The sequence below is a fragment of the Lysinibacillus sp. BNK-21 genome (genome assembly GCF_048684915.1).
Taxonomy (GTDB): domain Bacteria; phylum Bacillota; class Bacilli; order Bacillales_A; family Planococcaceae; genus Lysinibacillus; species Lysinibacillus capsici.
On sequence record NZ_JBLQTS010000001.1, the window covers coordinates 1029795 to 1056465 of the forward strand.

The 26671-nt window shown below is 37.6% G+C and carries 25 protein-coding genes and 1 riboswitch; of the genes, 18 read left to right on the plus strand and 7 right to left on the minus strand.

Annotation, left to right across the window (positions count from 1 at the left end; all coding sequences use genetic code 11):
* The first annotated feature begins 75 nt into the window (after positions 1-75).
* A complete protein-coding gene (locus ACMGGO_RS05175; RefSeq protein ID WP_004226165.1) occupies positions 76-294 on the plus strand; it encodes an alpha/beta-type small acid-soluble spore protein in 219 nt (72 codons plus the stop codon).
* A gap of 70 nt (positions 295-364) precedes the next feature.
* On the opposite strand, the gene thiE is transcribed toward ACMGGO_RS05175, so the two are convergent.
* Genes thiE through thiM form a run of 3 tightly spaced genes read right to left on the minus strand, consistent with a single transcriptional unit; the run spans position 365 to position 2578 of the window.
* Positions 365-1009, minus strand: coding sequence for a thiamine phosphate synthase (gene thiE, locus ACMGGO_RS05180; protein WP_048393540.1), 645 nt, complete (start codon positions 1007-1009; stop codon positions 365-367).
* The gene (gene thiD, locus ACMGGO_RS05185; RefSeq protein WP_420281639.1) at positions 999-1823 is read right to left on the minus strand and encodes a bifunctional hydroxymethylpyrimidine kinase/phosphomethylpyrimidine kinase; all 825 of its coding nucleotides are present in this window, start codon (positions 1821-1823) and stop codon (positions 999-1001) included. Before thiD ends, thiE begins: the two co-directional genes overlap by 11 nt.
* On the minus strand, positions 1811-2578 hold the full coding sequence (gene thiM, locus ACMGGO_RS05190) for a hydroxyethylthiazole kinase (RefSeq protein WP_281216065.1): 768 nt from the start codon (positions 2576-2578) through the stop codon (positions 1811-1813). The genes thiD and thiM overlap by 13 nt, the downstream gene beginning before the upstream one ends.
* An 83-nt stretch (positions 2579-2661) precedes the next feature.
* A riboswitch (TPP riboswitch) is annotated at positions 2662-2759 on the minus strand.
* A 190-nt stretch (positions 2760-2949) separates the two neighbouring features.
* Between thiM and mbcS the strand changes: the two genes are divergently transcribed.
* The 5 genes from mbcS to ACMGGO_RS05215 all read left to right on the plus strand — a co-directional run bounded on the left by mbcS (position 2950) and on the right by ACMGGO_RS05215 (position 8018).
* On the plus strand, positions 2950-4533 hold the full coding sequence (gene mbcS, locus ACMGGO_RS05195) for an acyl-CoA synthetase MbcS (protein ID WP_420281640.1): 1584 nt from the start codon (positions 2950-2952) through the stop codon (positions 4531-4533).
* Positions 4534-4718: 185 nt separating this feature from the next.
* Positions 4719-5732 carry a signal peptide peptidase SppA gene (gene sppA / locus ACMGGO_RS05200; protein WP_048393549.1) on the plus strand — a complete coding sequence of 338 codons (1014 nt, stop codon included), beginning with the start codon at positions 4719-4721 and terminating at the stop codon, positions 5730-5732.
* A gap of 12 nt (positions 5733-5744) precedes the next feature.
* Positions 5745-6371 carry an RDD family protein gene (locus ACMGGO_RS05205; RefSeq protein ID WP_054549949.1) on the plus strand — a complete coding sequence of 209 codons (627 nt, stop codon included), beginning with the start codon at positions 5745-5747 and terminating at the stop codon, positions 6369-6371.
* 124 nt (positions 6372-6495) lie between these two features.
* The gene (gene tpx, locus ACMGGO_RS05210; protein WP_004226187.1) at positions 6496-6999 is read left to right on the plus strand and encodes a thiol peroxidase; all 504 of its coding nucleotides are present in this window, start codon (positions 6496-6498) and stop codon (positions 6997-6999) included.
* A gap of 89 nt (positions 7000-7088) precedes the next feature.
* Positions 7089-8018 (plus strand): class I SAM-dependent methyltransferase, encoded by a 930-nt coding sequence (locus ACMGGO_RS05215; protein WP_259419417.1) that lies wholly within the window; start codon positions 7089-7091, stop codon positions 8016-8018.
* 61 nt (positions 8019-8079) lie between these two features.
* Here ACMGGO_RS05215 and ACMGGO_RS05220 read toward each other — a convergent pair whose 3' ends face one another.
* Positions 8080-8529, minus strand: coding sequence for a universal stress protein (locus ACMGGO_RS05220; protein WP_004226191.1), 450 nt, complete (start codon positions 8527-8529; stop codon positions 8080-8082).
* Between the two features lie 421 nt (positions 8530-8950).
* On the opposite strand from ACMGGO_RS05220, the gene ald reads away from it, so the two are divergent.
* Positions 8951-10066, plus strand: coding sequence for an alanine dehydrogenase (gene ald, locus ACMGGO_RS05225; protein WP_420281641.1), 1116 nt, complete (start codon positions 8951-8953; stop codon positions 10064-10066).
* Between the two features lie 51 nt (positions 10067-10117).
* Here ald and ACMGGO_RS05230 read toward each other — a convergent pair whose 3' ends face one another.
* Complete coding sequence (locus ACMGGO_RS05230) at positions 10118-11206, minus strand: M24 family metallopeptidase (RefSeq protein ID WP_004226198.1); 1089 nt, start codon at positions 11204-11206, stop codon at positions 10118-10120.
* Positions 11207-11441: 235 nt separating this feature from the next.
* On the opposite strand from ACMGGO_RS05230, the gene ACMGGO_RS05235 reads away from it, so the two are divergent.
* Both ACMGGO_RS05235 and ACMGGO_RS05240 read left to right on the plus strand, forming a co-directional pair.
* The gene (locus tag ACMGGO_RS05235) at positions 11442-12125 is read left to right on the plus strand and encodes a metal-dependent hydrolase (RefSeq protein WP_016994815.1); all 684 of its coding nucleotides are present in this window, start codon (positions 11442-11444) and stop codon (positions 12123-12125) included.
* A 152-nt stretch (positions 12126-12277) separates the two neighbouring features.
* Positions 12278-13585, plus strand: a complete 1308-nt coding sequence (locus ACMGGO_RS05240) for a DRTGG domain-containing protein (RefSeq protein ID WP_004226205.1) — start codon at positions 12278-12280, stop codon at positions 13583-13585.
* Positions 13586-13640: 55 nt separating this feature from the next.
* Here the strand turns inward: ACMGGO_RS05240 and ACMGGO_RS05245 are convergent, their stop codons facing one another.
* On the minus strand, positions 13641-13946 hold the full coding sequence (locus ACMGGO_RS05245; RefSeq protein ID WP_048393558.1) for a YtpI family protein: 306 nt from the start codon (positions 13944-13946) through the stop codon (positions 13641-13643).
* Between the two features lie 90 nt (positions 13947-14036).
* Between ACMGGO_RS05245 and ACMGGO_RS05250 the strand changes: the two genes are divergently transcribed.
* The 8 genes from ACMGGO_RS05250 (at position 14037) to ACMGGO_RS05285 (ending at position 24352) form a co-directional block, all read left to right on the plus strand.
* Complete coding sequence (locus ACMGGO_RS05250) at positions 14037-14981, plus strand: DHH family phosphoesterase (protein WP_083225370.1); 945 nt, start codon at positions 14037-14039, stop codon at positions 14979-14981.
* Between the two features lie 22 nt (positions 14982-15003).
* Complete coding sequence (gene dnaE, locus ACMGGO_RS05255) at positions 15004-18087, plus strand: DNA polymerase III subunit alpha (RefSeq protein ID WP_420281642.1); 3084 nt, start codon at positions 15004-15006, stop codon at positions 18085-18087.
* 132 nt (positions 18088-18219) lie between these two features.
* A complete protein-coding gene (locus ACMGGO_RS05260) occupies positions 18220-18861 on the plus strand; it encodes a FadR/GntR family transcriptional regulator (protein WP_420281643.1) in 642 nt (213 codons plus the stop codon).
* A 24-nt stretch (positions 18862-18885) separates the two neighbouring features.
* Positions 18886-19743: an acetyl-CoA carboxylase, carboxyltransferase subunit beta gene (gene accD / locus ACMGGO_RS05265; RefSeq protein WP_048393568.1), complete on the plus strand. Its 858-nt coding sequence runs from the start codon at positions 18886-18888 to the stop codon at positions 19741-19743.
* Positions 19736-20692: an acetyl-CoA carboxylase carboxyltransferase subunit alpha gene (locus ACMGGO_RS05270; protein ID WP_054549954.1), complete on the plus strand. Its 957-nt coding sequence runs from the start codon at positions 19736-19738 to the stop codon at positions 20690-20692. The genes accD and ACMGGO_RS05270 overlap by 8 nt, the downstream gene beginning before the upstream one ends.
* Positions 20693-21013: 321 nt before the next feature.
* Positions 21014-21973 carry a 6-phosphofructokinase gene (pfkA, locus tag ACMGGO_RS05275; RefSeq protein WP_048393573.1) on the plus strand — a complete coding sequence of 320 codons (960 nt, stop codon included), beginning with the start codon at positions 21014-21016 and terminating at the stop codon, positions 21971-21973.
* A gap of 26 nt (positions 21974-21999) precedes the next feature.
* Entirely contained in the window at positions 22000-23760 is a 1761-nt protein-coding gene (pyk, locus tag ACMGGO_RS05280) for a pyruvate kinase (RefSeq protein ID WP_048393575.1), read from the plus strand.
* Between the two features lie 202 nt (positions 23761-23962).
* On the plus strand, positions 23963-24352 hold the full coding sequence (locus ACMGGO_RS05285; RefSeq protein ID WP_054549955.1) for an FxsA family protein: 390 nt from the start codon (positions 23963-23965) through the stop codon (positions 24350-24352).
* Here ACMGGO_RS05285 and ACMGGO_RS05290 read toward each other — a convergent pair.
* Positions 24336-25301, minus strand: coding sequence for an AI-2E family transporter (locus ACMGGO_RS05290; RefSeq protein ID WP_420281644.1), 966 nt, complete (start codon positions 25299-25301; stop codon positions 24336-24338). The genes ACMGGO_RS05285 and ACMGGO_RS05290 overlap by 17 nt on opposite strands.
* Before the next feature lie 250 nt (positions 25302-25551).
* Between ACMGGO_RS05290 and citZ the strand changes: the two genes are divergently transcribed.
* Positions 25552-26667 (plus strand): citrate synthase, encoded by a 1116-nt coding sequence (gene citZ, locus ACMGGO_RS05295; protein WP_048393579.1) that lies wholly within the window; start codon positions 25552-25554, stop codon positions 26665-26667.
* Positions 26668-26671: the final 4 nt, after the last annotated feature.

Sequence of the window (26671 nt, forward strand, 5' to 3'; positions counted from 1 at the left end):
GTACAATTTACCTCTAAATTTTTTGTATTAAAAATCTAATATCGCACATTCTATATTCACAAGGAGGTGAGAAACATGGCTTCAAACAACAACCGTAGTTCAAACCAGCTTGCAGTACCTGGTGTACAACAAGCACTAGATCAAATGAAATACGAAATTGCACAAGAATTTGGTGTTCAATTAGGAGCTGAAGCTTCAGCTCGTGCCAACGGTTCCGTTGGTGGTGAAATCACTAAACGTCTTGTACAAATGGCAGAATCTCAATTAAAAGGTATGCCAAACAACAACCAATAAATGCTGATTAAGCATTTATAAACTTAAAACCAGTGACCGTAAAAGGCACTGGTTTTAGTTTGTTTATTGATCATTTATTTATACGAGATAGGGATCTAAATGTAGCTACTGTATGATCAACATCTTTGCTTTGACAAATAGCTGAAATAACAGCAACACCATCAACCCCCGTTTGAAATACAGAATGTGCATTTGTGAAATTAATTCCACCGATTGCTACAATTGGTAATTCAGGATGTAATGAATGAGCCTCCTGTAAAAAAGATGTACCACATGGTGGTTGTGCATCACTTTTAGAGGATGTTGGAAAGATTGGACCGATACCAACATAATCAGCTTGATGGTTAATAGCTATTTGCAATTCTTCCTCGCAATGGACAGATACACCAAGAATCATGTTCCCGATTCTTTTACGTGCTACACTTACAGGTAAATCATCTTGTCCGATATGAACACCATCAGCTCCTAGTCGTATCGCTAGATCAACATCGTCATTAATGATAAAGGGCACATGATAGTGATGACATAGTTTTTGGCATTGGCGTGCAAATTGTTCATAGGCAAGTCCAGTTAACGCGTGAGGACCTTTTTCACGAAATTGAAACATTGTAATGCCTGCTTGCAAGGCTTTTTCTAGGATATAGATAGGTTGTTCTTGAGGAGGAACATTGCTCGTACCCATAATAAAATAAAGCTCCAAATCCTCACGTTTCATGAATAATCACCTCACAGCCTTCCTTATACTGTTGATAAGCAAAATGATTAGTGGGTCCATGACCATTTCCAATCGATAAATTAAACATAATAGCTAATTGGATATATTTTTTAGCTTCCATAATGGCATTTTCCAGAGCAAATCCTTGTCCAAGAAAAGCAGTAAGTGCTGCGGAAAATGTACATCCAGTACCATGCGTATTTTTTGTTTGGATTCGTGGAGACTGCAAAGAAAAAGAACGTCCATTTTTGCAAAATACATAATCAATGGCATAAAGTGGATCTGCTAAATGACCACCTTTAATGATGACACATTGTACACCTAGCTGTAACAAGCTTTGAGCTACTTCTTTCATATCTTCAAAATGATGAATAGATCTCCCAGTAAGTGTCTCTGCCTCGGGTATATTGGGCGTAACAACCGTAGCAAGTGGTAATAAAGTTGAGCGTAAGGCATCGATAGCTTCTTGCTGTAATAGGCTTTCCCCACCTTTTGCAATCATCACCGGATCAACAATCAGTGGAATGTTTAGCTCCCTGATCTTGTGTGCAATTGCTTTGATAATTTCTGAGGAATAAAGCATTCCTGTTTTAATCGCAGCGATTGGAAAATCTTCTACTAAGGCCTCTAATTGTTTTTTTATAAAGGAAACGTCAATAGGGCAAACACCTGTTACACCCAAAGTATTTTGAGCAGTTAGAGCAGTAATAACAGAAGTACCGAACACTTCTAATTCCTGAAATGTTTTTAAATCAGCCTGTATACCCGCGCCTCCACCACTATCTGAGCCAGCGATTGTTGTTACAATATGCATGAAGCTGCACCATCCTTTGATAAGCGATGTATAGCATTGAGTAAGGCTATTTGAAAATCACCAATGTCTGCAGTAAATGCGGATGCCAGTACACCTGCTTTTTTATAGTAAGTAAGTGTTTCTGTTAATTGTTGGTAAGGATTATGGCTTACACTATAGGCTGCGCCACAAATTGCGCTAAGTAAACAACCTGTACCCGTTACTTCCGTCATTTGTGGATGACCACCAGCGATCCATTGGCTATGCTTGCCATCAGTTATAAAATCGCGTTCTCCTGTGACAATAACAATGCATTGATAGCGTTGAGCCAATGATGTGGCTTCTAATTCCATAGCGATAGTGCCATGACCACTATCGACACCCTTTTGTTGCCAATTTACACCAACTATTGCTGCTAGCTCGCCGAGATTACAGCGAATCACGGCAAAGTGTATGTTTTCAAGTAAGTATCTTACGGTTTCCTTACGATAAGTTGTGGCTCCAACTCCGACAGGATCTAAAATAACAGGAATACCAAGTTTATTGGCTTTTTCACCTGCTAAAAACATGGCACTTTTTGTGCGATCATTAAGTGTTCCAATATTAATTAATAATGCTTGAGCAATGGCCACCATCTCCTCTACCTCTTGGTAGTCATCGGCCATTACTGGTGAAGCACCTATCGCTAATAAACCATTTGCTTGAAAATTTGCCACTACATAATTGGTTATACAATGGATAAGTGGTTGCTGTTGACGAATTGTTTGAAAAATCATTGTAGTCCTCCTTTAGGGATGGACGTAAGCATGCAAAAAAGGCTCTTTTTGTGTAAAAATGCACGAAAAGAGCCTTTCATCTGAAAACGATGTTTATTGCTCCCTACGTCAGTATTAACTAACAGGTTCAAAGGGTCAGGTTTTACCTTCTCAACTCTTACGAGTCCCCCTGCAATCTTGCTTTTAGTTGACCAAAATGTACCATACTTTTCATTTGTATTCAATAGCAAGTTTTCCTATAGATAAAATGTGACCGATGCCATATAGGAGGGTATGATAGTTGTCATGACTTTACCGAAATTAAGCACAAACCATTGAAAATGCTGAAAAAAGAGTTTTATAATGTGTCATAACAAAAGGGGGCAATTGCCATGAAAAGACAAGATTTAGTTGCACCAGAATGGTATAACATAGTAGAGGAAATTGAAAAATATGCTCAGGATGCAGCCAAAAATGCTTTAATCATTTATGAAGAAAACCAAGACATCCAATGTATTACATATGCACATTTATTGGAAAAAGCAAATCAAGTAGCACATGTATTCACCAAGCAAGGTTTAAAGAAAGGTGATGTCATTTTAGTAATGGTACCACGTTCGGTTGAAGCATATATTGTGTATATTGCTGCATTGAAAGCGGGTTTAACTATTATTCCAAGTTCTGAGATGTTAAGAACAAAGGATATTGAGTATCGAATTCATCATGCAAATGCTAAAGCAGTTATTGCATTTGAACCCTATATTGAACAGTTCGATAAAGTGGGAAATTTACAAGACATACTGCAATTTGTTATAGGGAATGCACATGAACCTTGGCAGAACATACTTGAAAAAATGAATAATCAACCTACAACCTACATAAATCCTATCCCAACAAAAAGCACAGACAATGCATTTTTAGCCTATACAAGCGGAACAACAGGAAATCCAAAAGCAGCAGTGCATACGCATAGTTGGGGCTATGCTCATTTACGAACAACAGCACCATATTGGTTGGGTGTACAAGAAAATGATATTGTTTGGGCGACTGCAGCACCAGGGTGGCAAAAATGGATTTGGAGTCCATTTCTAGCTACTTTAGGCAGTGGTGCTACTGCATTTGTCTACAAAGGTAAATTTGAAGCAACTTCTTATTTAGCATTGCTTGAGAGATTCAAAATCAATGTACTATGCTGTACACCAACTGAATATCGTTTTATGGCAGCGCTTGAAAATTTACATGAATATGATTTAAGTGCAATTCGCCAAGCTGTATCAGCTGGTGAGCCATTAAATAGTGAGGTTATTAGAGTATTCTTGGAAACATTCAAATTACAAGTGCGAGATGGCTATGGACAAACGGAAAATACATTATTGGTAGGCACAATGGTAGGGATGGAAGCGAGAGTTGGCTCTATGGGAAAACCTACTCCTGGCAACACTGTTGAAATTATTAATGATTTGGGCAAACCTGTTACAATCGGAGAAGTTGGTGATATTGCTGTTCATCGCGAAACGCCAGCACTCTTTAAAAAATATTTAAATGATCCTGAACGTACAAATTTACAATTTCGTGGGGATTGGTATATTACAGGAGATCGTGCCTATAAAGATGAAGATGGCTACTTTTGGTTTGACGGACGAGGAGACGATGTTATTATATCCTCAGGCTATACAATTGGCCCTTTTGAAGTAGAGGATGCTTTAATGAAACATCCAACTGTAAAAGAGGCTGCTGTTATAGCGAGCCCTGATAAAGTAAGAGGAAATATTGTCAAAGCATTTATTGTTCTGCGCAATGGTGAAAAAGGTGATGGAGCGCTTATTCAAACACTCCAAAGTCATGTTAAATCATTGACTGCTCCTTATAAATATCCACGTGCTATTGAATTTGTAGAGGAACTACCAAAAACATCTTCTGGGAAAATTAGACGTGTCGAATTACGGCAACAAGAAATCAAACACCTCCAATTATAATATTTCCTAGGAAATAATGTCGAAAATCAAAGTTCATCAAAGGTATGGACTTTGATTTTTTTATTTTTTTTAGGTAAGGTAATATGAGGAAATACATAGCTTAAAGCTTTTTGTGTTTAATTATTGCAAAAAAATGAAACAAATTGGCAAGTCATACGTATTACGTGTTGAGGAGGCGGAAAGACATGAATGTAAAAAGGTGGGTTGCTTTAGTAGTGGCAGGTGTTCTTTTACTATTTTCGTTAGGAATTAATACCATTTTTGCGCTATTTAAAGCAGATTTCCTAGGTAATTTTGATAGCTTAATGGCAGGTAATAGCTTAGATGTATATGAAAATGTCATTGAAGGGGAGAATTTTGATAAGCGAATTGCTTATTTAAAGGTAGATGGAACAATTCAAGATATCGGCTCAAGTACATTGTGGCAACCAGTTGCCTATGATCATCAATTTTTCTTAGAACAATTGGATAATATTTTATATGATGAGTCCATACAGGGTGTTGTTTTAAGCGTTAATTCACCAGGTGGTGGTGTAAAGGAATCTGCAGATATCTATAAAAAGCTACTAAAAATAAAAGAAGAACGACAAATTCCAATTTATGTATCAATGGATTCTATGGCAGCTTCAGGTGGTTATTATATTTCTGCACCAGCAGATAAAATATTTGCCCATCGTGATACAATAACAGGCTCTATTGGTGTCATCATGCAATCAATTAACTATCAAGAGCTGGCTGAAAAAGTAGGAGTCAAATTTGAAACGTTTAAATCGGGAGAGCATAAAGATATGCTAAGTCCAATGCGTGAAGTGACAGCAGAGGAACGTGCAATGATGCAAGATATGATTAATGAAACGTACGAAGAATTTGTAGATATTGTAGAGCAGGGACGTAATATGTCTGAAGCAGAAGTAAAGAAGGTTGCAGATGGTCGTATTCTTGGCGGTACAAAAGCACTTGAAGCAGGGTTAATTGATGAAATTGGTGATGAAGAAGCGGCCATTGCAGCTCTTCGTGAGGATTATGGACTTGAAGATGCAGCTTTATTTGAGTATTCATACGATATGGGTGGCTGGCAATCATACGTAGGTATGAAAATTGGCTCCATGTTCGGTCCCTCTGCCGAAGAAAAAATGCTAATGAAAATCATGACGGACTATAGCGCTCCGAAAATGATGTATCTATATGGGGAATACTAAGGGGGGAGCACAATGACAAACAATGAAATTGTTATGCAAGGTTCACCCTCATTGGAAAATGGCTTCTATATAAACACTTCAGGAGAATCGGCACATGAAAAAAACTATGCATTAAAAACTGCTGGTTTTTGGGTACGATTTTGGGCATTTTTATTAGATGGATTCATCATTTCTGCTGTAGGTGGAATACTCGTCAATCCTATCTTCTATTTAATGGATTGGTCTTTATCTGATTCGGTTTGGTATGCGCCAATTTCTATTATTACAGCAATTTTCTACTATAGCTATTTTGTGCTGATGACCAAGTTCTTTGGGCAAACACTAGGGAAAATGGTGTTCGGATTACGTGTAATTTCATTAAAGCACGATCAGCTAACTTGGTCAGATGTGTTATTCCGTGATTGGATTGGTCGTATCATCAATAATATTTTTATGCCACTGTATATTTTGGTAGTGATTTTGCCAGAAAATCAAGGCTTACATGATTATTTTGCCGATACAACAGTGGTGCACGAAAAGATCTTTATTGAAAAGGCTTCAACACCGACTACTTTACCAAAACAAGAAGAACATATAGAAATTACTGTGCAAGAAGAAAAAATAGACTTAGCCAAGCTAGAGGAAAAAAATGAACAATAAACATAAGACTGTTTCAATTTAGGAGACAGTCTTATCTATTTCTATGTATGTAAGCTATCATAGTTGCAATTAATTCCCTTCATTTAGTAATATTATGTACATATGATGATTAGGAGGCGTTTAGATGGCACAAGTAACATTTAAAAATGGTCCAGTGACACTAGTAGGAAATGAAGTAAAGGTGGGCGATCAAGCTCCAGATTTTACGGTATTAGCGAATGACCTATCACCTGTAACATTAAATGATTCAGAAGGAAAAATTCGTTTATTTAGTGTTGTACCATCATTAGATACTGGTGTATGTGATGCGCAAACACGTCGATTCAATGAGGAAGCAGCGAACTTAGGTGATAATGTAGTCATTTATACAGTATCTGTGGATCTTCCATTCGCTCAAAAGCGTTGGTGTGGTGCAGCAGGTATAGATGCTGTCCAAACTGTATCAGATCACCGCGACCTTTCATTTGGTGAGGCATATGGCGTATACATTCAAGAATTACGTCTTCTGACACGTGCAGTATTCGTTGTGGATGCAAACAATAAAGTAACATATGTTGAATATGTACCTGAAGCTACAGATCATCCAAACTATGAAGCGGCCATTGCAGCTGTCAAAGCACTAGCATAATAAGCTGCTTTTAGGCTAAGATAATACTAGACAAAGGGGCTGTGACAAGTGTTTGTCACGGCTCTTTTCTGTGTGAAAGGAAGTTAGATATGGAAAATATCGAAAAGTTATTTGGTTTGCTAAATGAGCATGCCGAAAAAATTGAAAAAGAACACAATATAACGTTACTAGAAGGATTATTAGATGGGTTAGAGGCATGGCTTGATGGCGAAGTTGATTTTTCTCAAAAAGATGCAACAAAAGAGGATATTCGTAAAGCTATTCAAATTGCTATTTTAAAAGGGATGCGCAAAGGCTCACAGCCGAATCATCAAATGACTCCTGACACGTTAGGGCTATTAGTGGGCTACTTTGTGGAGCAGATTTTTGCAGAGCGTCTTGAAAATGAAAAGATCTCGATCATGGACCCAGCAGTAGGCACGGGCAATTTATTACTGACGGTTATGAATTTATTAGATGGAAAAGTGGAAGCAACAGGTGTAGAGGTGGATGAGCTACTTATTCGTCTTGCTGCGGCAACTGCTGACTTAACAGAACAACCTATTTCTTTATACCGTCAAGATGCCTTAGAAGATTTATTGGTCAATCCAGTGGATGCCGTTGTTTGTGATCTACCTGTAGGTTATTATCCAAATGAAGAAGTGGCGCTCGATTATGAATTATGTCCAGCGGAGGGGATGAGTTATGCCCATCATTTATTCATCGAGCAATCAATGAATTATACAAAGGATGGCGGCTATTTATTTTTCCTTGCACCATCTCATCTGTTTGAGTCAGAGCAGTCTAAGCAATTACACAAATACATTCAAAAACATGCGTGGATTCAAGCGATTATTCAATTACCTGACTCGATGTTTGCAAATAAATCATTAGAGAAGAGCATTGTGATTTTACAAAAACAATCGAAGGAATTGAAAGCACCTAAAGAAGTCCTATTAGCTAAAGTACCAAATATGCAGAATAAGCAGGCACTTGCGCTATTCTTTGAAAAAGTGAAGATGTGGAAAGAGGGCAAGTAATTGCTCTTGAGTGCAAGTAAAAAGGTATCCTATACAAGGATACCTTTTTATGTATTACAAATTAGTTTTCAGGCGTACGGATAACTAGTACGTCACATTTAGCTGAACGTACAATAGCCTCAGATACAGAACCGATTAGGAAGCGTTCTACTGCATTTAGACCAGTTGCACCACAAATGATTAAATCTGCGTCTACGATGTTAGAAAGCTCTTTTGTTATGATATTTTTTGGAGAGCCATACTCGATGATAAGATTAACATTCGTTAAACCTTCATCTTCAGCTTGCTTTTTGTAACCATTTAATAGTTCTTCAGAAAATGCTTGAGCACGCTCTGCAATGGAACGGTCATATGCTTCGATAGCAGCAAATGAACGAGTATCGATTACATTTACTAGATTTAACACTGCACCTTCGTTTCGTTTTGCAACATCAATTGATTTACGAAACGCGTATTCAGCTTCTTTTGAACCGTCTACTGCAACAACAATGCTTTTATAATGATTAGCCATTTGAAAAACCTCCCTGATTTGTATATGTTGATTATACCAAATGATTTTCTAAAGGAAATACTTTCCGCAAGAAAAATTATGAAAATGTGAAGGCATTTCATGTAGAAATGTTAATTAATTATAAATATCTAATTCCCACTATTTGCAGTGTGTAAACGTCTTTTGATTGGTTTCAACTACACATGAATCAGCTCCATTAACTGCTACCTATACTCCTTTTTAGTTTTTAAATATAGTAATTTATAATGATATACAACGTTTGAATATTTGTTATTTTGGAAATCTTATAAATTTTATCTGTATTTGCATTAGTTAAAGCTTTTTTTGCAATTGTTTGGTAATATGGAAGTGCAAGGGGTGCATCAAGTTTAGTTACATAAATGATGCTTATTTCTTACGTTATGGAAGGGGATAGGAAACAATGAAGATTGGTATTCCAAAGGAAATTAAAAACAATGAAAACCGTGTAGCAATGACACCAGCAGGAGTTGTCACTTTAACACATGCAGGGCATGAAGTGTACATTGAAACAGGAGCGGGGCTAGGTTCAAGCTTTACGGATGCTGATTACATTGCAGCAGGTGCTCATATTGTTCAAACAGCTAAAGAAGCTTGGTCCCAAGAAATGATTATGAAGGTAAAAGAACCTGTAGCTTCTGAGTATGATTACTTCTACGAGGGTCAAATTTTATTCACTTATTTACACTTAGCGCCAGAGGTTGAATTAACTCAGGCACTTTTAAATAAAAAAGTTGTAGGAATTGCCTACGAAACAGTACAATTAGCAAATGGTTCATTACCTTTGTTAACACCAATGAGTGAAGTCGCTGGTAAAATGGCTACACAAATTGGTGCACAGTTCTTAGAGAGAAACCATGCTGGTAAAGGTATTTTACTAGGTGGTGTATCGGGTGTACAACGTGGAAAAGTGACAGTAATTGGCGGTGGTATTGCGGGTACAAATGCTGCAAAAATTGCTGTTGGCATGGGTGCTGATGTGACAGTTATCGATTTAAGCCCAGAACGTTTACGTCAATTAGAAGATATGTTTGGACGCGATGTTCAAACATTAATGTCTAATCCATATAATATTGCAGAATCAGTGAAAGATTCAGATTTAGTTATTGGTGCTGTATTAATTCCAGGCGCAAAAGCACCGAAACTTGTATCGGAAGAAATTATTCAATCAATGCAAGCCGGCTCTGTTGTAGTTGATATTGCAATTGACCAAGGTGGTATTTTTGCAACATCTGATCGTGTGACAACACATGATGATCCAACATATGTGAAGCATGGCGTTGTACACTATGCAGTTGCAAATATGCCTGGTGCGGTACCACGTACTTCTACAATTGCTTTAACAAATAATACAATTCCATATGCACTTCAAATTGCCAACAAAGGCTACAAACAAGCTTGCCTTGATAATGCAGCACTGAAAAAAGGTGTGAATACATTAGATGGACAACTTGTTTATAAAGCAGTGGCAGATTCGCAAGGACTACCATTTGTCAATGTGGATGAGTTAATTCAATAAACTTTGCTAGACAGAGAAAAAGGAAGCACACTAGTTGCTTCCTTTTTTGCATTATAGAATGATTAAATCTTTCGGGAATTTTGTTAATACTTCAACGCCATCTTTTGTAACGACAACATCATCCTCAATACGTACGCCTGTTACATCTGATTTATAAATGCCAGGCTCAATCGTAAAGACCATACCTTCTTCCATCGTCATCTCATTGGCACCTGTAACAGATGGGAATTCATGCACAGAAATACCAAGACCATGTCCAAGGCGGTGCGTGAAATATTCACCATAACCAGCCTCTGTAATTGTATCACGCGCAATTTTGTCTAAGTCCATCGCACGAACACCTGGTTTTACTGCTGCGACAGCATTTGTATTGGCAGCTAAAACAGTTTGATAAATTTCTTTTTGTGCTTCACTAGGCTCCCCAAAAGCTACAGTACGTGTAATATCTGAGCAATAGCCATCGTAAATAACGCCAAGGTCAAATAGTACCATATCACCTTTTTCAATTTTACGTGCACCTGGCTTCCCGTGAGGAGAGGCAGTTTTTGGACCACTCAATACCATTGTTTCAAAAGACATTTTACAGCCTTTATCTTGAATGGCACTTTCGATTGCTGTTAGGATTTCCATTTCTGTTTTACCTTCAGCAATTTCCTTGCAACCGATTTCAATTGCATAATCGGCCAATTCAGCAGCTTTACGTAATTTTTCTAATTCACTTTCATCTTTGATTACGCGCATCGCATTAATTTTTTCGTCAAGACGCACAAAGCTAGCTTGAGGGAAAGATTGCTGTAAAGCTTCCAAGCGCTCAACAATGAGTTGTGCTTTTTCAATAGCAAATGTAGCTGGGGTGATTTGGCGTGCTACAATCGCTTGAGCAAGAACTTCCATCGAATTTTCTGTATCTTGATGACCAATTACCTCATAAGACCAACCAGCAGCCTTTGCATCTGGAATCTCCATTTGTGGACAAATTAGAAAAGGCTCCGCATCTTTAAAAATCATGACTCCTAGTAATCTTTCATGTGGATTACTTTTAAAGCCTGAAACGTAAAAAACATTGTCAGGTGTTGTTACGAATGCTGCATCGATATGATTTTGCTGCAAGTAACGTTGGATTTCTTCAACCTTTGACATTAATATGTCCTCCTTTTAGTGCATGGAAAATTTTTTACGTAAGAAAGCTTCGACTGCCGAAAAAAGTAGCGAGGTTTCTTATCGAGTACTGAATAATTATGCTCTAACAGGGTATAAAGCTGTTAGAGAATACTACCATTATTCTCTGTACAAGCATATCAAAAAAAGGGAAAAAGCGCATGGGTAGCGAATTAAAATGTTGGACTGTACTTTGTTAATCGAGGAGGATGTTAAGATGAAAATAAGTTATCATGGACATTCAGTTGTCAAAATTCAAACAAATGGAAAAACGATATTAATTGACCCTTTTATTAATGGCAATGGGCAAACAGACTTAAAAGTGGCTGACGAAGCGCCAGATATTATTTTACTTACACATGGCCATAATGATCATGTTGGAGATACAGTAGAATTAGCGAAGAAAAAAGATGCGCTAGTCATTGCGCCAAATGAACTGGCTAATTGGATTTCTTGGCAAGGTGTAAAAACACACCCAATGCATATAGGTGGTGCAAAGGAATTTGACTTCGGTAAAGTAAAGTTTACACAAGCCTTTCATGGCTCTTCTTATGTAACAGAAAATAACGAAATAATTTATATGGGAATGCCTGCTGGAATTTTATTATTTATTGAAGGATTAACAATTTATCATGCGGGCGATACAGCTCTTTTTGGTGATATGAAACTAATTGGTGAACGACATCCAATTGATATTGCATTCTTACCAATTGGTGATAATTTTACAATGGGGCCAGAGGATGCAGCGTGTGCAGTTTCGTTTTTAAAGCCGAAAATTGTCGTACCGATTCATTACAATACATTCCCACCAATCGAGCAAGATCCACAGATTTTTGCAGATTTAGTACAAAATACAGAAGTTCAAATTTTGAAAGCTGGCGAAAAAGTAAACTGTTTCTAATCGTTGGTAATGCTGTACTATATGAATTGACACCACGCTGGTAGTTGAAATGATGGGGAAAGTTAAACAATTTCATCACTTTATATTAAATATTTTCATAAAAAATATGGTACACTAAGAGCAGAATTGAAGCTTAGGAAATAGGTGATATTTTGTCTACAAAACATGAGAAAATTTTACAATACATCGAATCACTACCCGTGGGCGATAAAATTTCAGTACGGCAAATAGCAAAGGAAATGCAAGTGAGTGAAGGAACAGCTTACCGTGCAATTAAGGAAGCTGAAAATCGTCGCTTAGTAAGTTCTATTGAACGTGTTGGAACAATTCGTATTGAGAAAAAAAAGAAAGAAAATATTGAGCGCTTAACTTTTGCAGAAATTGTTAATATTGTAGATGGCCAAGTTTTAGGTGGTAAATCAGGTCTACATAAAACACTAACAAAATTTGTTATTGGAGCTATGCAATTAGAGGACATGATGCGTTACACTGATGCAGGTAGCTTATTAATTGTTGGTAACCGTATTAAAGCACATGAGAATGCCCTTCGAGCGGGGGCAGCTGTTTTAATCACCGGCGGTTTTGATACTACGGAAGATAATAAGTTGCTTGCAGATTCATTAGATTTACCAATTATTTCAACAAGCTACGATACGTTTACAGTAGCAACAATGATTAACCGGGCAATCTATGACCAATTGATTAAAAAAGATATTCTTTTTATCGAAGACATTTATGTACCGATGACTGACACTGCAGCATTAAAAAATGATGAAACAATTCATCATTTCCAGAAGCTGAATGAACGTACAACCCATGGTGCATTTCCTGTAGTTACCCACCAAAATAAATTGGTCGGTATGATTACCGTAAAAGACGTCATTGGTCGTGAAGAAAACGAGCTTATTGAAAAAGTAATGACGAAAAACCCAATTGCTGGCTCCATGAAAATGAGTGTTGCTTCGGCAGGACATCGAATGATTTGGGAGGGGATTGATCTCTTACCAATTGTAGATGACGACAATATTTTACAGGGTGTTATTAGCCGTCAAGATGTACTGAAGGCGTTGCAATTAGCACAAAGACAGCCACAGCATGGTGAAACGATTGATGATTTAGTGAAAAATGAAATGAAGGTATTAGGTGATGAAGAACTCATCGTTGAATTTAAAGTCACACCACAAATGACTAATCAATATGGAGCAATTTCATACGGTGCTTTTACAACTTTACTAGCTGAGGTCGGTTCATTCGCATTAAAACGACGTAAACGTGGAGATGCAGTGGCAGAGAATATGACTATTTACTTTATTAAACCAGTCCAAATGGAAAGTACGCTAACTGTTAAGCCTCGGATTTTAGATATGAGTCGTAAGTTTGTGAAGATGGATTTTGAAGTGTATAATCAACAAATGCTTGTTGGTAAGGCAATGATGATGTTCCAACTATTAGAACGTTAAGTATTGAAAAGGGATGGCCTAGCGCAATTGCTTGGTCATCCCTTTGTTACATATATTATTGATTAATGCGGAATTCTTCCTCAACAAATTGTCCATAATGACGTGCTTTTTTTATATTTTCTACAATAACTAAGATGCCGAGCGCGGCAAGAATTGCTACAATAATAAATGTAAATAAGCTCGGGAATAAATAAGCTTGATTTAAAGCAAATGACAATATTAAGGAACCTAAGCCGATGTTCGCTTTGCTTTTATACCAGTTTTTAGCAATAGGTAATGGAGAACGGAATTGTTTTGTTTTAAAATAAAAATAAAAAACAAAAGATATGATAATCGCAAACACAAATATTAAATTGAGCATAGTAAACCTCCTAGCATAACTAGACATTATTGTAACGATAATTATGTAAAAATGCTAACGGTTCTTACTATCATTTTGGGGGAAATTATTGTGAAAAGACAAATCATCGACACAATTGAGGCCAATGAAACCATTATTATCCATCGTCATGTACGTCCTGATCCTGATGCTTATGGCTCACAGCAAGGCTTAAAAGAGATTATTTTAGCCAATTATCCTGATAAAAAGGTTTTTGCTGTAGGGGAACATGATGCTTCTTTATCTTTTATGGCACAGCCTGATGAAATAGCGGATGAAGTGTATGAAAATGCTTTAGTTATTGTCACTGACACGGCTAATACAGAACGTGTTGACGACCAACGCTACACAAAAGGAAAAATGGTGATAAAAATTGATCATCATCCAAATGATGATGCTTATGGTGATCTTTTATGGGTGGACACGACAGCAAGCTCTTGTAGTGAAATGATCTATGAATTATATGAAGAAGGCAAGGAAGTAGCAAACTGGAAACTTTCAGATGCTGCTGCACGCTTATTATTTGCAGGAATAGTGGGCGATACAGGCAGATTCCAATTCCCAAGTACAACAGCTAAAACATTTAAAGTTGCTGCGGATCTGATTACATATGATTTTGATCGAAACCAACTATTTGATGGCATGTACGAAATGGAGCAAAAATTACTTAATTTACAGGGATATATTTATCAAAACTTTACAATGGATGAGCATGGAGCTGCCTATGTGAAGCTAACAAAAGAATTACTGGCAGAGCATGACACTGTGCCATCTGAGGCTTCTTTATTAGTAGGCTGCCTAGGCAGTGTTAAAGATATATGCTCATGGGTTGTTTTCATTGAAGAAGGGGATCAGATCCGTGTACGATTACGTTCGAAGGGTCCCATTATCAATACATTAGCAAAAGAATTTAACGGTGGCGGACATCCGCTTGCATCTGGTGCTACTGCCTATTCATGGGAAGAAGCAGACCTCGTTATTGCAAGATTAAAAGAGATTTGTAAAGCGTATCATTAACAGAGAAAAGGAAGGGATTCATTTGACACATGTATATACAAAGATGCATACGAGCGCGGATTTATTGAAAAGCACAATTCGGCTTGAGCAATTGATTCCTTTTTTACAAGAACAAAAGACACAAGCCTGTGCAATCGTTAATACGAAATTGTACGGGCTTTTGCCTTTTTGTAAAGCATTGCAGCAAGTAAATATCCATGCGGTTATAGGGCTTTCGGTTAACGTTCAGTGGCATGATAAAACGCTTCCCCTCGTCCTGTATGCGCAGACACAGGAGGGCTATCAACATTTATTAAAGATTAGTAGTGCGATTTCAATTAGACAAGATGATATGCTGCCTTGGAAATGGCTTGAGGGATATTCAGCAGGTTGTATAGCGCTACTTTCTTCAGACGATTTAACAGATGTAGATGACTGGCAGGCAATGGTTTCTGCTTTGGTCCAACTGTTTAACCATCACCTCTATATGGGGATTGCTAGACCTGGAGGGATAAAAGCTGAACAAGAAGATGATTTCGTTTCTTGGTGTGAAGAACATGCTATTGCACTTGTAGCCTCTCAAAGCTGTTATTTCTTGCGTCCAGAAGATCATTTTGCTTATGAAGTAGCAAGAGCAATTGATACAGGAGAAAAGCTTGGTAATACTATGCAAACAGCTGATGTACAGGGCTATTTTGCCCCAACAGCATTCGAATGGCAAAATTGGTTTGCGGATCGTCCAGATTGGCTTGATGCCAGTACGAAAATGCTTGCTTGCTGTAAAGCTGATTTACCAAAAATGCCTGTGCAAATGCCTAAATTTCCTGTACCTGAAGGTGAAACAGCTGAAAGCTTGCTTGTTAAAGAAGCATTTACTGGATTAGAAGAGCGATTCAAGCAACTGGCAATACCCGGTGCTTACCATGAACGATTACAGTATGAATTAGAAATTATTTGCTCTATGGGCTTTGCTGACTATTTTTTGGTTGTGGCGGATTTTATGCGATATGCAAAAGAAAATCGAATTTTGACGGGACCTGGACGTGGTTCCTCAGCAGGTTCGCTTGTGGCATATAGTCTTTCGATTACCCAAGTAGATCCACTTGCCTATGGTTTATTATTCGAACGTTTTTTAAATCCTGAAAGAATTACCTTACCTGATATTGATATCGATTTTGTTGATAGTAAAAGGCATCAAGTCATTCAGTATGTTGCCCAAAAGTATGGCAAAGCAAATGTTGCACAAATTATTACATTTGGTACATTGTCTGCAAAAGCAGTTGCCAGGGATGTTGCACGGGTATTTGGCTTTGATGCAGAAATGCTAGAAAAAATTTCGAAGATGATTCCAAATAAGCCGGGAATTACATTACAAAGAGCTGTAGCAGAGTCACAGGACTTTCAAGGCTGGTTAGCGGAGAATGATAAGCATTTGCGTTGGTACGAGGTGGCGTTAAAATTGGAGGGCCTACCAAGAAACTCGTCTATACATGCAGCTGGTATTGTCGTCGCTCCATCGCCTTTAGTGAATACTGTACCGATTGAAGAAGGGCATGATGGTATTTATAGTACGCAATGGCCAATGGGAGATATTGAAGCATGTGGTCTCGTCAAAATGGATTTTTTAGGCTTGCGCAATCTCACTATTTTAGAGCAAATACGTTGGTCAATTTATAAAGCTGGTGGTCCTTGGATAGAATTCGAGCGAATCCCAATGCATGATGACAAGACGTTTCAACTATTACAAAGAGGGGATACGCTGGGGATTTTTCAATTAGAATCAGACGGTATGAAGCAAGCCTTGCGTGATATCTGTCCTACAACCTTTTTAGATATTGTGGCTGTAAATGCACTTTATCGCCCAGGTCCAATGGATTTTATTCCTGTCTATGCAAAACGGAAGGCTGGCAGAGAAATGGTAACGATGCCACATCCAGTGCTAGAGCCTATTTTACAAGAGACCTTTGGTGTGATCGTTTATCAAGAACAAATTATTAAAATTGCATCAGTACTGGCAGGCTTTACAATGGGACAGGCAGATTTGCTTCGCCGAGCAGTGAGTAAAAAAAATCGACAAGTTTTAGAGGAGCAACGCACAGCATTTGTTCAGGGGGCGCTACGCCAAGGCTTTGATCAGCGTTTAGCTGAAGAAGTATACGAACTGATTGTACGCTTTGCGGATTATGGTTTCCCTAAAAGTCATGCTGTGGCCTATAGTGTTATTTCCTATCAAATGGCTTATTTAAAGGCGCATTTTCCTCAAAACTTTTATGCAGCCTTATTATCAAATGCCACGGGAAATGTAGAAAAGATTCAACAATTTGTCCATGAGGCAAAAGATAAGGGCATCCCATTTTATCCACCTTCATTAAAAAGTAGTACGAAATATTTTACGGTGGAAAAGGAAGGCATTCGCTACAGCTTATTAGGAATTAAAGGTGTGCCTCATACATTTATAGAAAAAATACATGGACTCCGTCAAACAAATCCAGAGGTATTAAATAACCTATTTGATCTAGCTGTTGCCTTAAGTGCGCAGCATTTTAAGCCAAAAGTGTTGGAATCATTGATATATGCTGGGGCGCTTGATTATCTAGAAAAAGATAGAGCCGTCCTCATCATGACAGTCGAGGCAGCTTTGAAACACGCAGAACTTTTAAGGCCAACTGAAGATATTGATTTAGCATCAGCAATGGCATTTAGTTTTGGTAAACCAAAATATATGCAGGCAGAAGCAATGTCCCAGAAGGAAAAATTGATGCATGAAAAAGAGAGCTTGGGCTTTTATATTTCTACCCATCCAGTTGCACAGGAAAGACTCTTCTGGGCGGATATCAATAGTACCTGTCGAGAGTTGAAGCAGAAGCGTGATGGTACCTCTATAAAAATGATTGGTCTGATTGAAGAAGTGAAGAAAATCCGTACGAAAAAAGGTGAGCAAATGGCTTTTGTTCAGCTACAGGATGAGTTTGGAACAGTTTCCACTACATTTTTTCCACAAACCTTTCAGTTGGTCCAAGACCTGCTGGTAGAGGAGGAAATGTTATGGATTGAAGGTGTTTTAGAAAGACGTTTTGGCAAGCCGCAAATCAAAGTAAAACATGCGCAAACGACGAAAAAGATATAAAATGAAACAAGAAATTAGAAACTGCATTAAATTTTATGCAGTTTTTTCTTTACTTTTGCACAGTTATTTTGTAAGCTAGAGTCAACGTTAAAAAGTGGTCAGACCACTTTTTTGATAAGGGGAGTTAGTCGTATGGATAAAAAAACCGAACAAAAAAAAGTGTTTTTAGAAATCGTCCAACAACTACGTCAACTCATTAAAATGGAAAAAATTCAAGCAGGTGAGAAGCTACCTTCCGAACGAGTTCTATCAGAGCGTCTAGGTGTCGGGCGATCCTCTGTGAGAGAGGCTTTGCGAAGCTTAGAGTTGCTAGGGCTTATTGAAACGAGACATGGTGGTGGTACTTTTCTTGCGTCCACACATAAGCATCAGCTCGTAGAAATACTGTCGATGTTTATATTAGAAGATGAAAAATCAAAAAAAGATGTCGAATTAACGCGACAAATTCATGAAATGGAAGCAATCCGCGTAATAAGTTGTACAGAGATTCTTCGCACACTACCTGTGTGGGATAGTTTTTTTGTGAAACTAGAAATAGAAGGTACAATTAATTGTCGAGATATTTTAAGAGAACTATTAATTACGACAGGTAATCGTCTTTCATTAAAAATCTGGTTTCAATTAGCAGCTTATGATGGCGACCGTTTAAATCGAAACTCAACAGAAGATGAAAAATTAATCATTCAAACGATGTTGAAATCGATGCAGCTGGGTTACGAAAAAGAAGCATTAAAAGCTTATGAGCAGTGGATGAGTACTGTACAGAACATTTAGACAACAACAAAGGGGGAGTCGAACATGGCAATACGTAGCTTATTTAGTGGTAATCGAAAAAAGAAAGAGGACGGGCAAGAAAAGGCATTTCCAGAAGGGTTAATGACAAAATGTCCTGAATGTCGTCACATTCAATTAACAAAAGAATTAGAAAAAAATCATAAAGTATGTACAAAATGTAGTCATCATTTCAAAATGACTGCTCAAGAACGTGTGGACTATTTCTTAGATGAAGGCTCATTCGAATCCATGGATGATCATTTACAAACAAGTAATCCCCTTAATTTCCCAGCGTATGTTGAAAAAATTGCAGCAGACCAAGAGAAAACAGGCTTGAATGAGGCTGTCCTAACAGGCGTTGGTACAATAGATGGGGAAGAAATTGTCGTAGCGATTATGGATTCGCACTTCCGTATGGGGTCAATGGGCTCTGTAGTCGGTGAAAAAATTACGCGAGCAGTAGAGAAGGCAACTGAACTAGGTGTACCATTTATTATCTTTACCGCTAGTGGTGGTGCTCGTATGCAAGAGGGCGTATTATCATTAATGCAAATGGCGAAAACTAGTGTCGCATTAAAACGCCACAGTGATCAAGGCTTATTGTTCATCTCCATCTTAACGCATCCAACAACAGGCGGAGTTTCAGCAAGCTTTGCTTCTGTTGGTGATATAAATATTGCAGAGCCACAGGCATTGATTGGCTTTGCAGGGCGACGTGTAATTGAAGAAACTGTACGAGAAAAACTACCAAGTGATTTCCAAACAGCAGAATTTTTATTAGAGCATGGTCAGCTTGATGCCATTTTCCATCGCAAAGATTTACGTAAACAAGTTTCTTTACTTGTAAAAATGCATACGAAAGGCGGCGTACAACATGTCTAAAAATTTAGCATTTGAAGAACCAGTCGTACAATTACGTGAGAAAATTGATGAATTAAAAACAATTGCTGCTGAAGCAGAAGTTGATATGTCTGGTGAAATCGAGAAGCTTGAAACACGTTTATCACAATTAGAGCAATCGATTTATGCCAATATGAAGCCGTGGGATCGTGTGCAAGTAGCAAGGCATCCAGAAAGACCTACAACGCTTCAATATATTGAAGCAATGTGTGAAAATTTTATTGAATTACATGGTGATCGTACATTTGGTGATGATGCAGCCATTCTTGGTGGGATTGCCATTTTCGAAGGGCAACCAGTAACAATAATTGGACATCAACGTGGTAAGTCTACTAAGGAAAATATCCGTCGTAATTTTGGTATGCCTCATCCAGAGGGGTATCGAAAAGCACTACGCTTGATGAAGCAAGCTGAAAAATTCAAACGACCAATTATTTGTTTTATTGATACTAAAGGTGCTTACCCAGGGAAAGCTGCTGAGGAACGTGGTCAAAGTGAAGCAATCGCTAGAAACCTTGTAGAAATGGCTGGCTTAACTGTGCCTGTAATTAGTATCGTTATTGGTGAAGGAGGAAGTGGTGGTGCATTAGCATTAGGTGTAGCAAACCGTGTCTTTATGCTTGAGAACTCGACTTACTCTGTTATTTCGCCAGAGGGAGCGGCATCTATTTTATGGCGTGATGGTAGTCTGGCTAAGCAGGCAGCAGAAGCCATGCGTATCACAGCACCTGATTTGAAAGAACTTGGTGTAATTGATGGCATTATTCCTGAAATTATTGGTGGAGCACATCGCAATGTAGCAAAGCAGGCCCTTTCTATTAAAGAATGCATTAGTGACACACTTCATGCATTAAATTCTTTAAATGGAGAACAATTAGTTGAAGATCGCTATGAAAAATTTAAAAAAATTGGACAGTATACAGAAGTGTAAATCTGTTTGTAAAAAGACGAATGTTGTTTACTTTAATAGGATATAAAATTTAAAAGCTATATATTTGCTCGTTAAGAGACAAAATTTGTTTCTTAACATATTAAAAAGCTATAAAAATTAAAGAAGATAATAGCGCATAATAAACGCCAGACTTCTTGAAAAAATGTTAGATTTAGGATGTTTTTAGGTGGAAAGAGTGTGTGAAAGCGCATTCTTTTCATTTTTTATGTAAAAGTTATGTTTTTGTATCCCCAGAACCCTTACATAGTTTGTTTTTTCATGTTAATGTGAATAATAATAGTAACTGCAGGAGGTTCGACAATGAAAAAAATTGCTGTATTAACTAGTGGTGGAGATGCGCCTGGAATGAACGCTGCTATTCGAGCGGTCGTTCGTAAGGCAGCATTTCATGGAATTGATGTTGTCGGAATTAAGCATGGTTATGAAGGCTTAGTAAAAGGATTTATGGAAGAACTTGATTTAGGTGCAGTTGGTGGTATTATTCAACGTGGTGGAACGCATTTGAATTCGGCAAGATGCCCAGAATTTAAAGAAGATGCTGTTCAGCAACGAGGTATTGAGAATTTACGAGCTGCTGGTATTGAAGGACTTGTTGTCATTGGTGGTGATGGATCTTATCGAGGTGCCATGGATTTGGTGAAAAAAGGGTTCCCAGTTGTAGGGGTACCTGGAACAATTGACAATGATATTCCTGGAACTGAATATACGATTGGCTTTGATACAGCCCTAAATACAGTAGTAGAATCCATTGATAAAATCCGAGATACTGCTACATCTCATGAAAATTCTTTCATTGTAGAGGTAATGGGACGTGATGCAGGAGATATCGCTTTATGGGCAGGTCTTGCTGCTGGTGCTGAAACAGTTTTAATTCCAGAAGAAGATTATAATTTAGATGATATTGTCGCACGCTTAGATCGTGGTGCAGCACGTGGTAAAAAGCATAGTATTATTATTGTGGCAGAGGGTGTTATGTCAGGAAGTGAACTGGCAAAACTGTTAAAAGAAAAAACAGGAAAAGAAACACGTGTTTCAGTATTAGGTCATATCCAACGTGGTGGATCACCTACAGCAAGAGATCGCGTATTAGCGAGTCAGTTTGGCGCACATGCAGTTGAATTACTTATGGAAGGCAAGGCTGGTCGAGCAGTAGGTATTCGCAATCATCAAGTCATTGATTATGATATGCCAGAGGCTTTTGAAAAGAATCATGAGGCTGATGTAAGCCTATATACACTAATGAAAGAACTATCAATATAATTTGTTATAAAACGGAGTGGGCAAAAATGAGAAAAACAAAAATCGTATGTACAATTGGACCTGCAAGTGAGTCACCAGAAATTTTAGAAAAATTAATCGAAGCAGGTATGAATGTAGCCCGCTTGAATTTTTCACACGGATCACATGAGGAACATGCAGGGCGTATTCATTTAATTCGTGAAGTGGCACAAAAATTAAATAAACCAGTGGGAATTTTACTTGATACAAAGGGACCAGAAATTCGTACACATAACATGAAAAATGGCGAGCTTCATTTGTCAGCAGGTCAAGTAATTGATATTTCAATGACAGAAGTAGAAGGTACTGAGACGAGCTTTTCTGTCACATATGAGCGCTTAATTGAAGACGTTGAGCAAAATTCAATTATTTTACTTGATGATGGACTAATTCAACTACGTGTATTAGCAACGGATATGGAAAAAGGATTAATTCATACAATTGTTGAAAATGCTGGCGTACTAAAAAATAAAAAGGGTGTTAACGTACCAGGTGTTTCTGTACAACTACCAGGTATCACAGAAAAAGACGCACAAGATATTTTATTTGGTATCGAACAAGGTGTTGATTTTATTGCTGCTTCATTTGTTCGTCGTGCAAAAGATGTTCTTGAAATTCGTGAATTACTTGAACAAAATGGTGGTAGTCATATTCAAATCATCCCAAAAATTGAAAACCAAGAGGGTGTCGATAACATCGATGAAATCATCCTAGTATCTGACGGTTTAATGGTTGCTCGTGGAGATCTTGGTGTTGAAATTCCTGCAGAAGAAGTACCACTTGTACAAAAGAAATTAATTCTAAAATGTAATCAAGTTGGTAAACCGGTAATTACGGCAACTCAAATGTTAGATTCCATGCAGCGTAACCCACGACCAACACGTGCAGAAGCCAGTGATGTAGCCAACGCAATTATTGATGGAACAGATGCTATCATGTTATCTGGTGAAACTGCCGCAGGTCTTTATCCAGTTGAATCGGTACAAACGATGAATAAAATTGCACAACGTACTGAAAATTCATTAGATTATCGATCAATTGTTTCTACACGTAGTCGTGAGAAAGAAGCAAATATGACAGAGGCAATTTCACAAGCTGTAGCTTATACTTCTATCAATTTAGGGGTGAAAGCCGTATTGGCTCCAACTGAAAGTGGTAATACAGCGAGAATGATTGCGAAATATCGACCAGGAGTGCCAATTGTTGCCGTAACAGGCTCTACAAATACAGCTCATACATTAACACTAGTATGGGGCGTATACCCAATTGTGTGTCAACGTGTGACAACAACAGATGAAATTTTAGAACTAGCTGTGGATGAAAGCTTGAAGCATGGTTTTGTTACACATGGAGACGCAGTTGTCATTACAGCAGGTGTACCTGTAGGTGAAGCGGGTACAACAAACTTAATGAAAGTTCACATTATTGGAGATTTACTTGCACGCGGACAAGGGATCGGAAAAGCATCAGTTGTTGGTAAAACAGTGGTTGCTAAAAATGCTGCTGAGGCACTTGCCTACGATACAGACGGATGCATTCTTGTTACAGTCGGTTCAGATCGTGATATGATGCCTGCTTTAGAAAATTGTATTGGCCTAATTACTGAAGAAGGTGGACTTACTAGCCATGCAGCAGTTGTAGGGTTAAGCCTAGGTATTCCAGTAATCGTTGGTGTAAAGGAAGCAACTACATTAATCCGTCATGGTCAAGAAATTACAATGGACGCTGAAACAGGTGTGATTTACAAAGGACATGCAAGCGTTCTTTAATAATTAACAAAAAGCTCTAGTGCGGTTTGTTGTACTAGAGCTTTTCCATAAAGGTTTTACACACACTTTATGGAAACTATTAATTCCTTCCTTTAACAGAAGTTGCTTTCTCATAAAATAGGTCTATTCATTTTTTTATGAAACTAAACGGGCTATAATAACGTATAAAAGGTATAGCTTTTCAAGTAGAAAGGAGAAAAATATGCGAAAAATTTTTCTTGGTTTCATTGTCTACACATTAGCCGAATTGACGTTATTAATAGTCATTGGACAAAATATTGGTGTTTTAAGTACATTATTGCTCATTATTGCTACGAGTGTGATTGGGATTTATGTCATGAAAAATAAAGGTATGAACTCTGTTCAAAATGTGAAAAATACATTGGCACGCGGAGAAGCGCCAGGAGCTGCATTAGTGGATACTTTCTTAACTTTTGGTGGTGGTTTGCTTTTAGCGTTACCTGGATTTTTAACAGATGTCCTAGGTTTATTCCTACTCATGCCATTTTCTCGAAAAATGTTCCAACCTATTGTCTATTACTGGATGCGTAAAAAAATGAAAAAAGGTCAATTCATCATCGTTCAAAGATAGAGTTTTCTTTCAGTTTTACAGCTAGAAATAAAAAGATAGGGCTCAGTAATATACCATAAAAGCCAAATAATAGAATAGAGGCAGCGCTGATAAAGAATGTATGGAATGTGCGTAGCTGAAGCGTATTGGACCAAAGCATCGAATCGGCTAGCTGCCTTGTTAATTGTACAAATAAATAGAGTAGTAAAATGGCCACACATAAAAAGGTATTGCCATTGAAATAAAAATAAATGCTCATTGGCACAAGAAAAACGCCAATTCCGAAAAACGGTAGTACATCTGCAAATGCTACAATAAATGCTTTAATAATGGCTTGTTCAAATTGAAGGATCATAAAGCCAGCACAAAGAATGAGTAGGGTAATCGTAAATAATTGAAACTCTACAAATAAGAAATAATGAAAAAGTTGCATGATTTTTGCAAAATGAGATTGCCACTCTTGACGATATTTTTTAGGCACATATTGAAAGAACCAATAGCGTGATTTACGTGTTTCTAGAAGCGCAAAGTAATAAGCGACTAAAAAGATGAAAACCTCAATGACATGCTTCATTAATAATTGGAAAAGATCTGCTGTATATACGATGATGGAATCGAAAATGGACAGTGATTTTTCTTTTAAAACTTGTACAAACATGGATTCATATTCACTGAAAAGCGGGAAATTTTGTAAAGTCTCTCGAATTTCTGGGAAAATGACGATAATACTGTTAATAGATATGACAACTAGTAGAAAAATACAGGTTAATATTAATACTTCCACAATAATTGCTGCAATCCAATACGCAATCCTACAATATTTGTATAAAAAATTTATGATAGGATACGTCGAAAATGATAAAAAAATTGCGAGTGACACAGGTAATACAAACCAAAGTATGACTAAATAAAAAATAAATAGCAAAACGCTCGTAGTTCTTTCGTATGAAAAATACTTTAAATTCCTCATTTTTACAAATTCACCCCCAACCAATTGATAAATTAATGTCAAAATATACAAAAAAATCTCTTTAGGACAATTATATAGTCGTTCGGACGTCTTTTTCTTTATTTGGAGGATTTTCATTCACAAAGCTGTCAAAAATGATTATAATAGCAATGTAAGCGATTTACTTAATGGTTCATATGAGCAAAATTCGTAAATGCAACATAAAAAACGCATTTGCAACAAAAAAATAAGTATGAGGGAGCGATAATTTATGTCAGCAACTAAAGGTTTAGAAGGTATCGTAGCAGCGGAATCTAAAATCAGTTCAATTATCGATGACACACTTACATATGTTGGTTACAACATTGATGATTTAGCAGAAAATGCGTCATTCGAAGAGGTAATTTACCTGTTATGGCATACTCGTTTACCAAAAGAGGACGAGCTAGCTGAATTAAAACAACAATTGGCAGACAACATGTCAATTCCGCAAGCGATTGTCGACCAATTTAAAACATACCCACTTTCAACTGTACATCCAATGGCTGCATTGCGTACTGCAGTATCTTTACTTGGTGTATTCGATGAAGAAGCGGATGTTATGGATCCAGAAGCAAACTACCGTAAAGCAATTCGTCTTCAAGCTAAAATTGCTACAGTAGTAACTGCTTTTGCACGTGTTCGTAAAGGTTTAGAACCAGTTTCACCAAAACCTGAACTAGGATATGCGGCAAACTTCTTATACATGCTTAAAGGCGAAGAGCCAGCAGATATTGAAATTGAAGCATTCGACAAAGCATTAGTATTACATGCTGACCATGAGTTAAATGCATCTACATTCACTGCACGTGTATGTGTAGCTACATTATCTGACGTTTATTCAGGTGTAACTGCAGCGATCGGTGCATTAAAAGGACCACTTCACGGTGGAGCAAATGAGCAAGTTATGAAAATGTTAACTGAAATTGGCTCACTTGAAAATGTTGAATCTTATATTCAAAATAAATTAGACAACAAAGAAAAAATCATGGGCTTCGGTCACCGTGTATATCGTAAAGGCGACCCTCGTGCTCCGCATTTACGCGTAATGTCTAAAAAATTAACTGAGCTAACTGGTAAACCAGAGCTTTACGAAATGTCAGTTAAAATCCATGACATGATCGTAGAACAAAAGAAATTACCTGCAAACGTAGATTTCTTCTCTGCGTCAGTGTATGATTCTTTAGGTATTGATCATGACCTGTTCACACCAATTTTCGCAGTATCACGTACTTCAGGTTGGGTGGCACATATCCTTGAGCAATATGCTAATAACCGCCTAATCCGTCCACGTGCTGAGTATGTTGGACCAGGCATGCAAAAATATGTTCCAATCAGCGAGCGCTAATTTG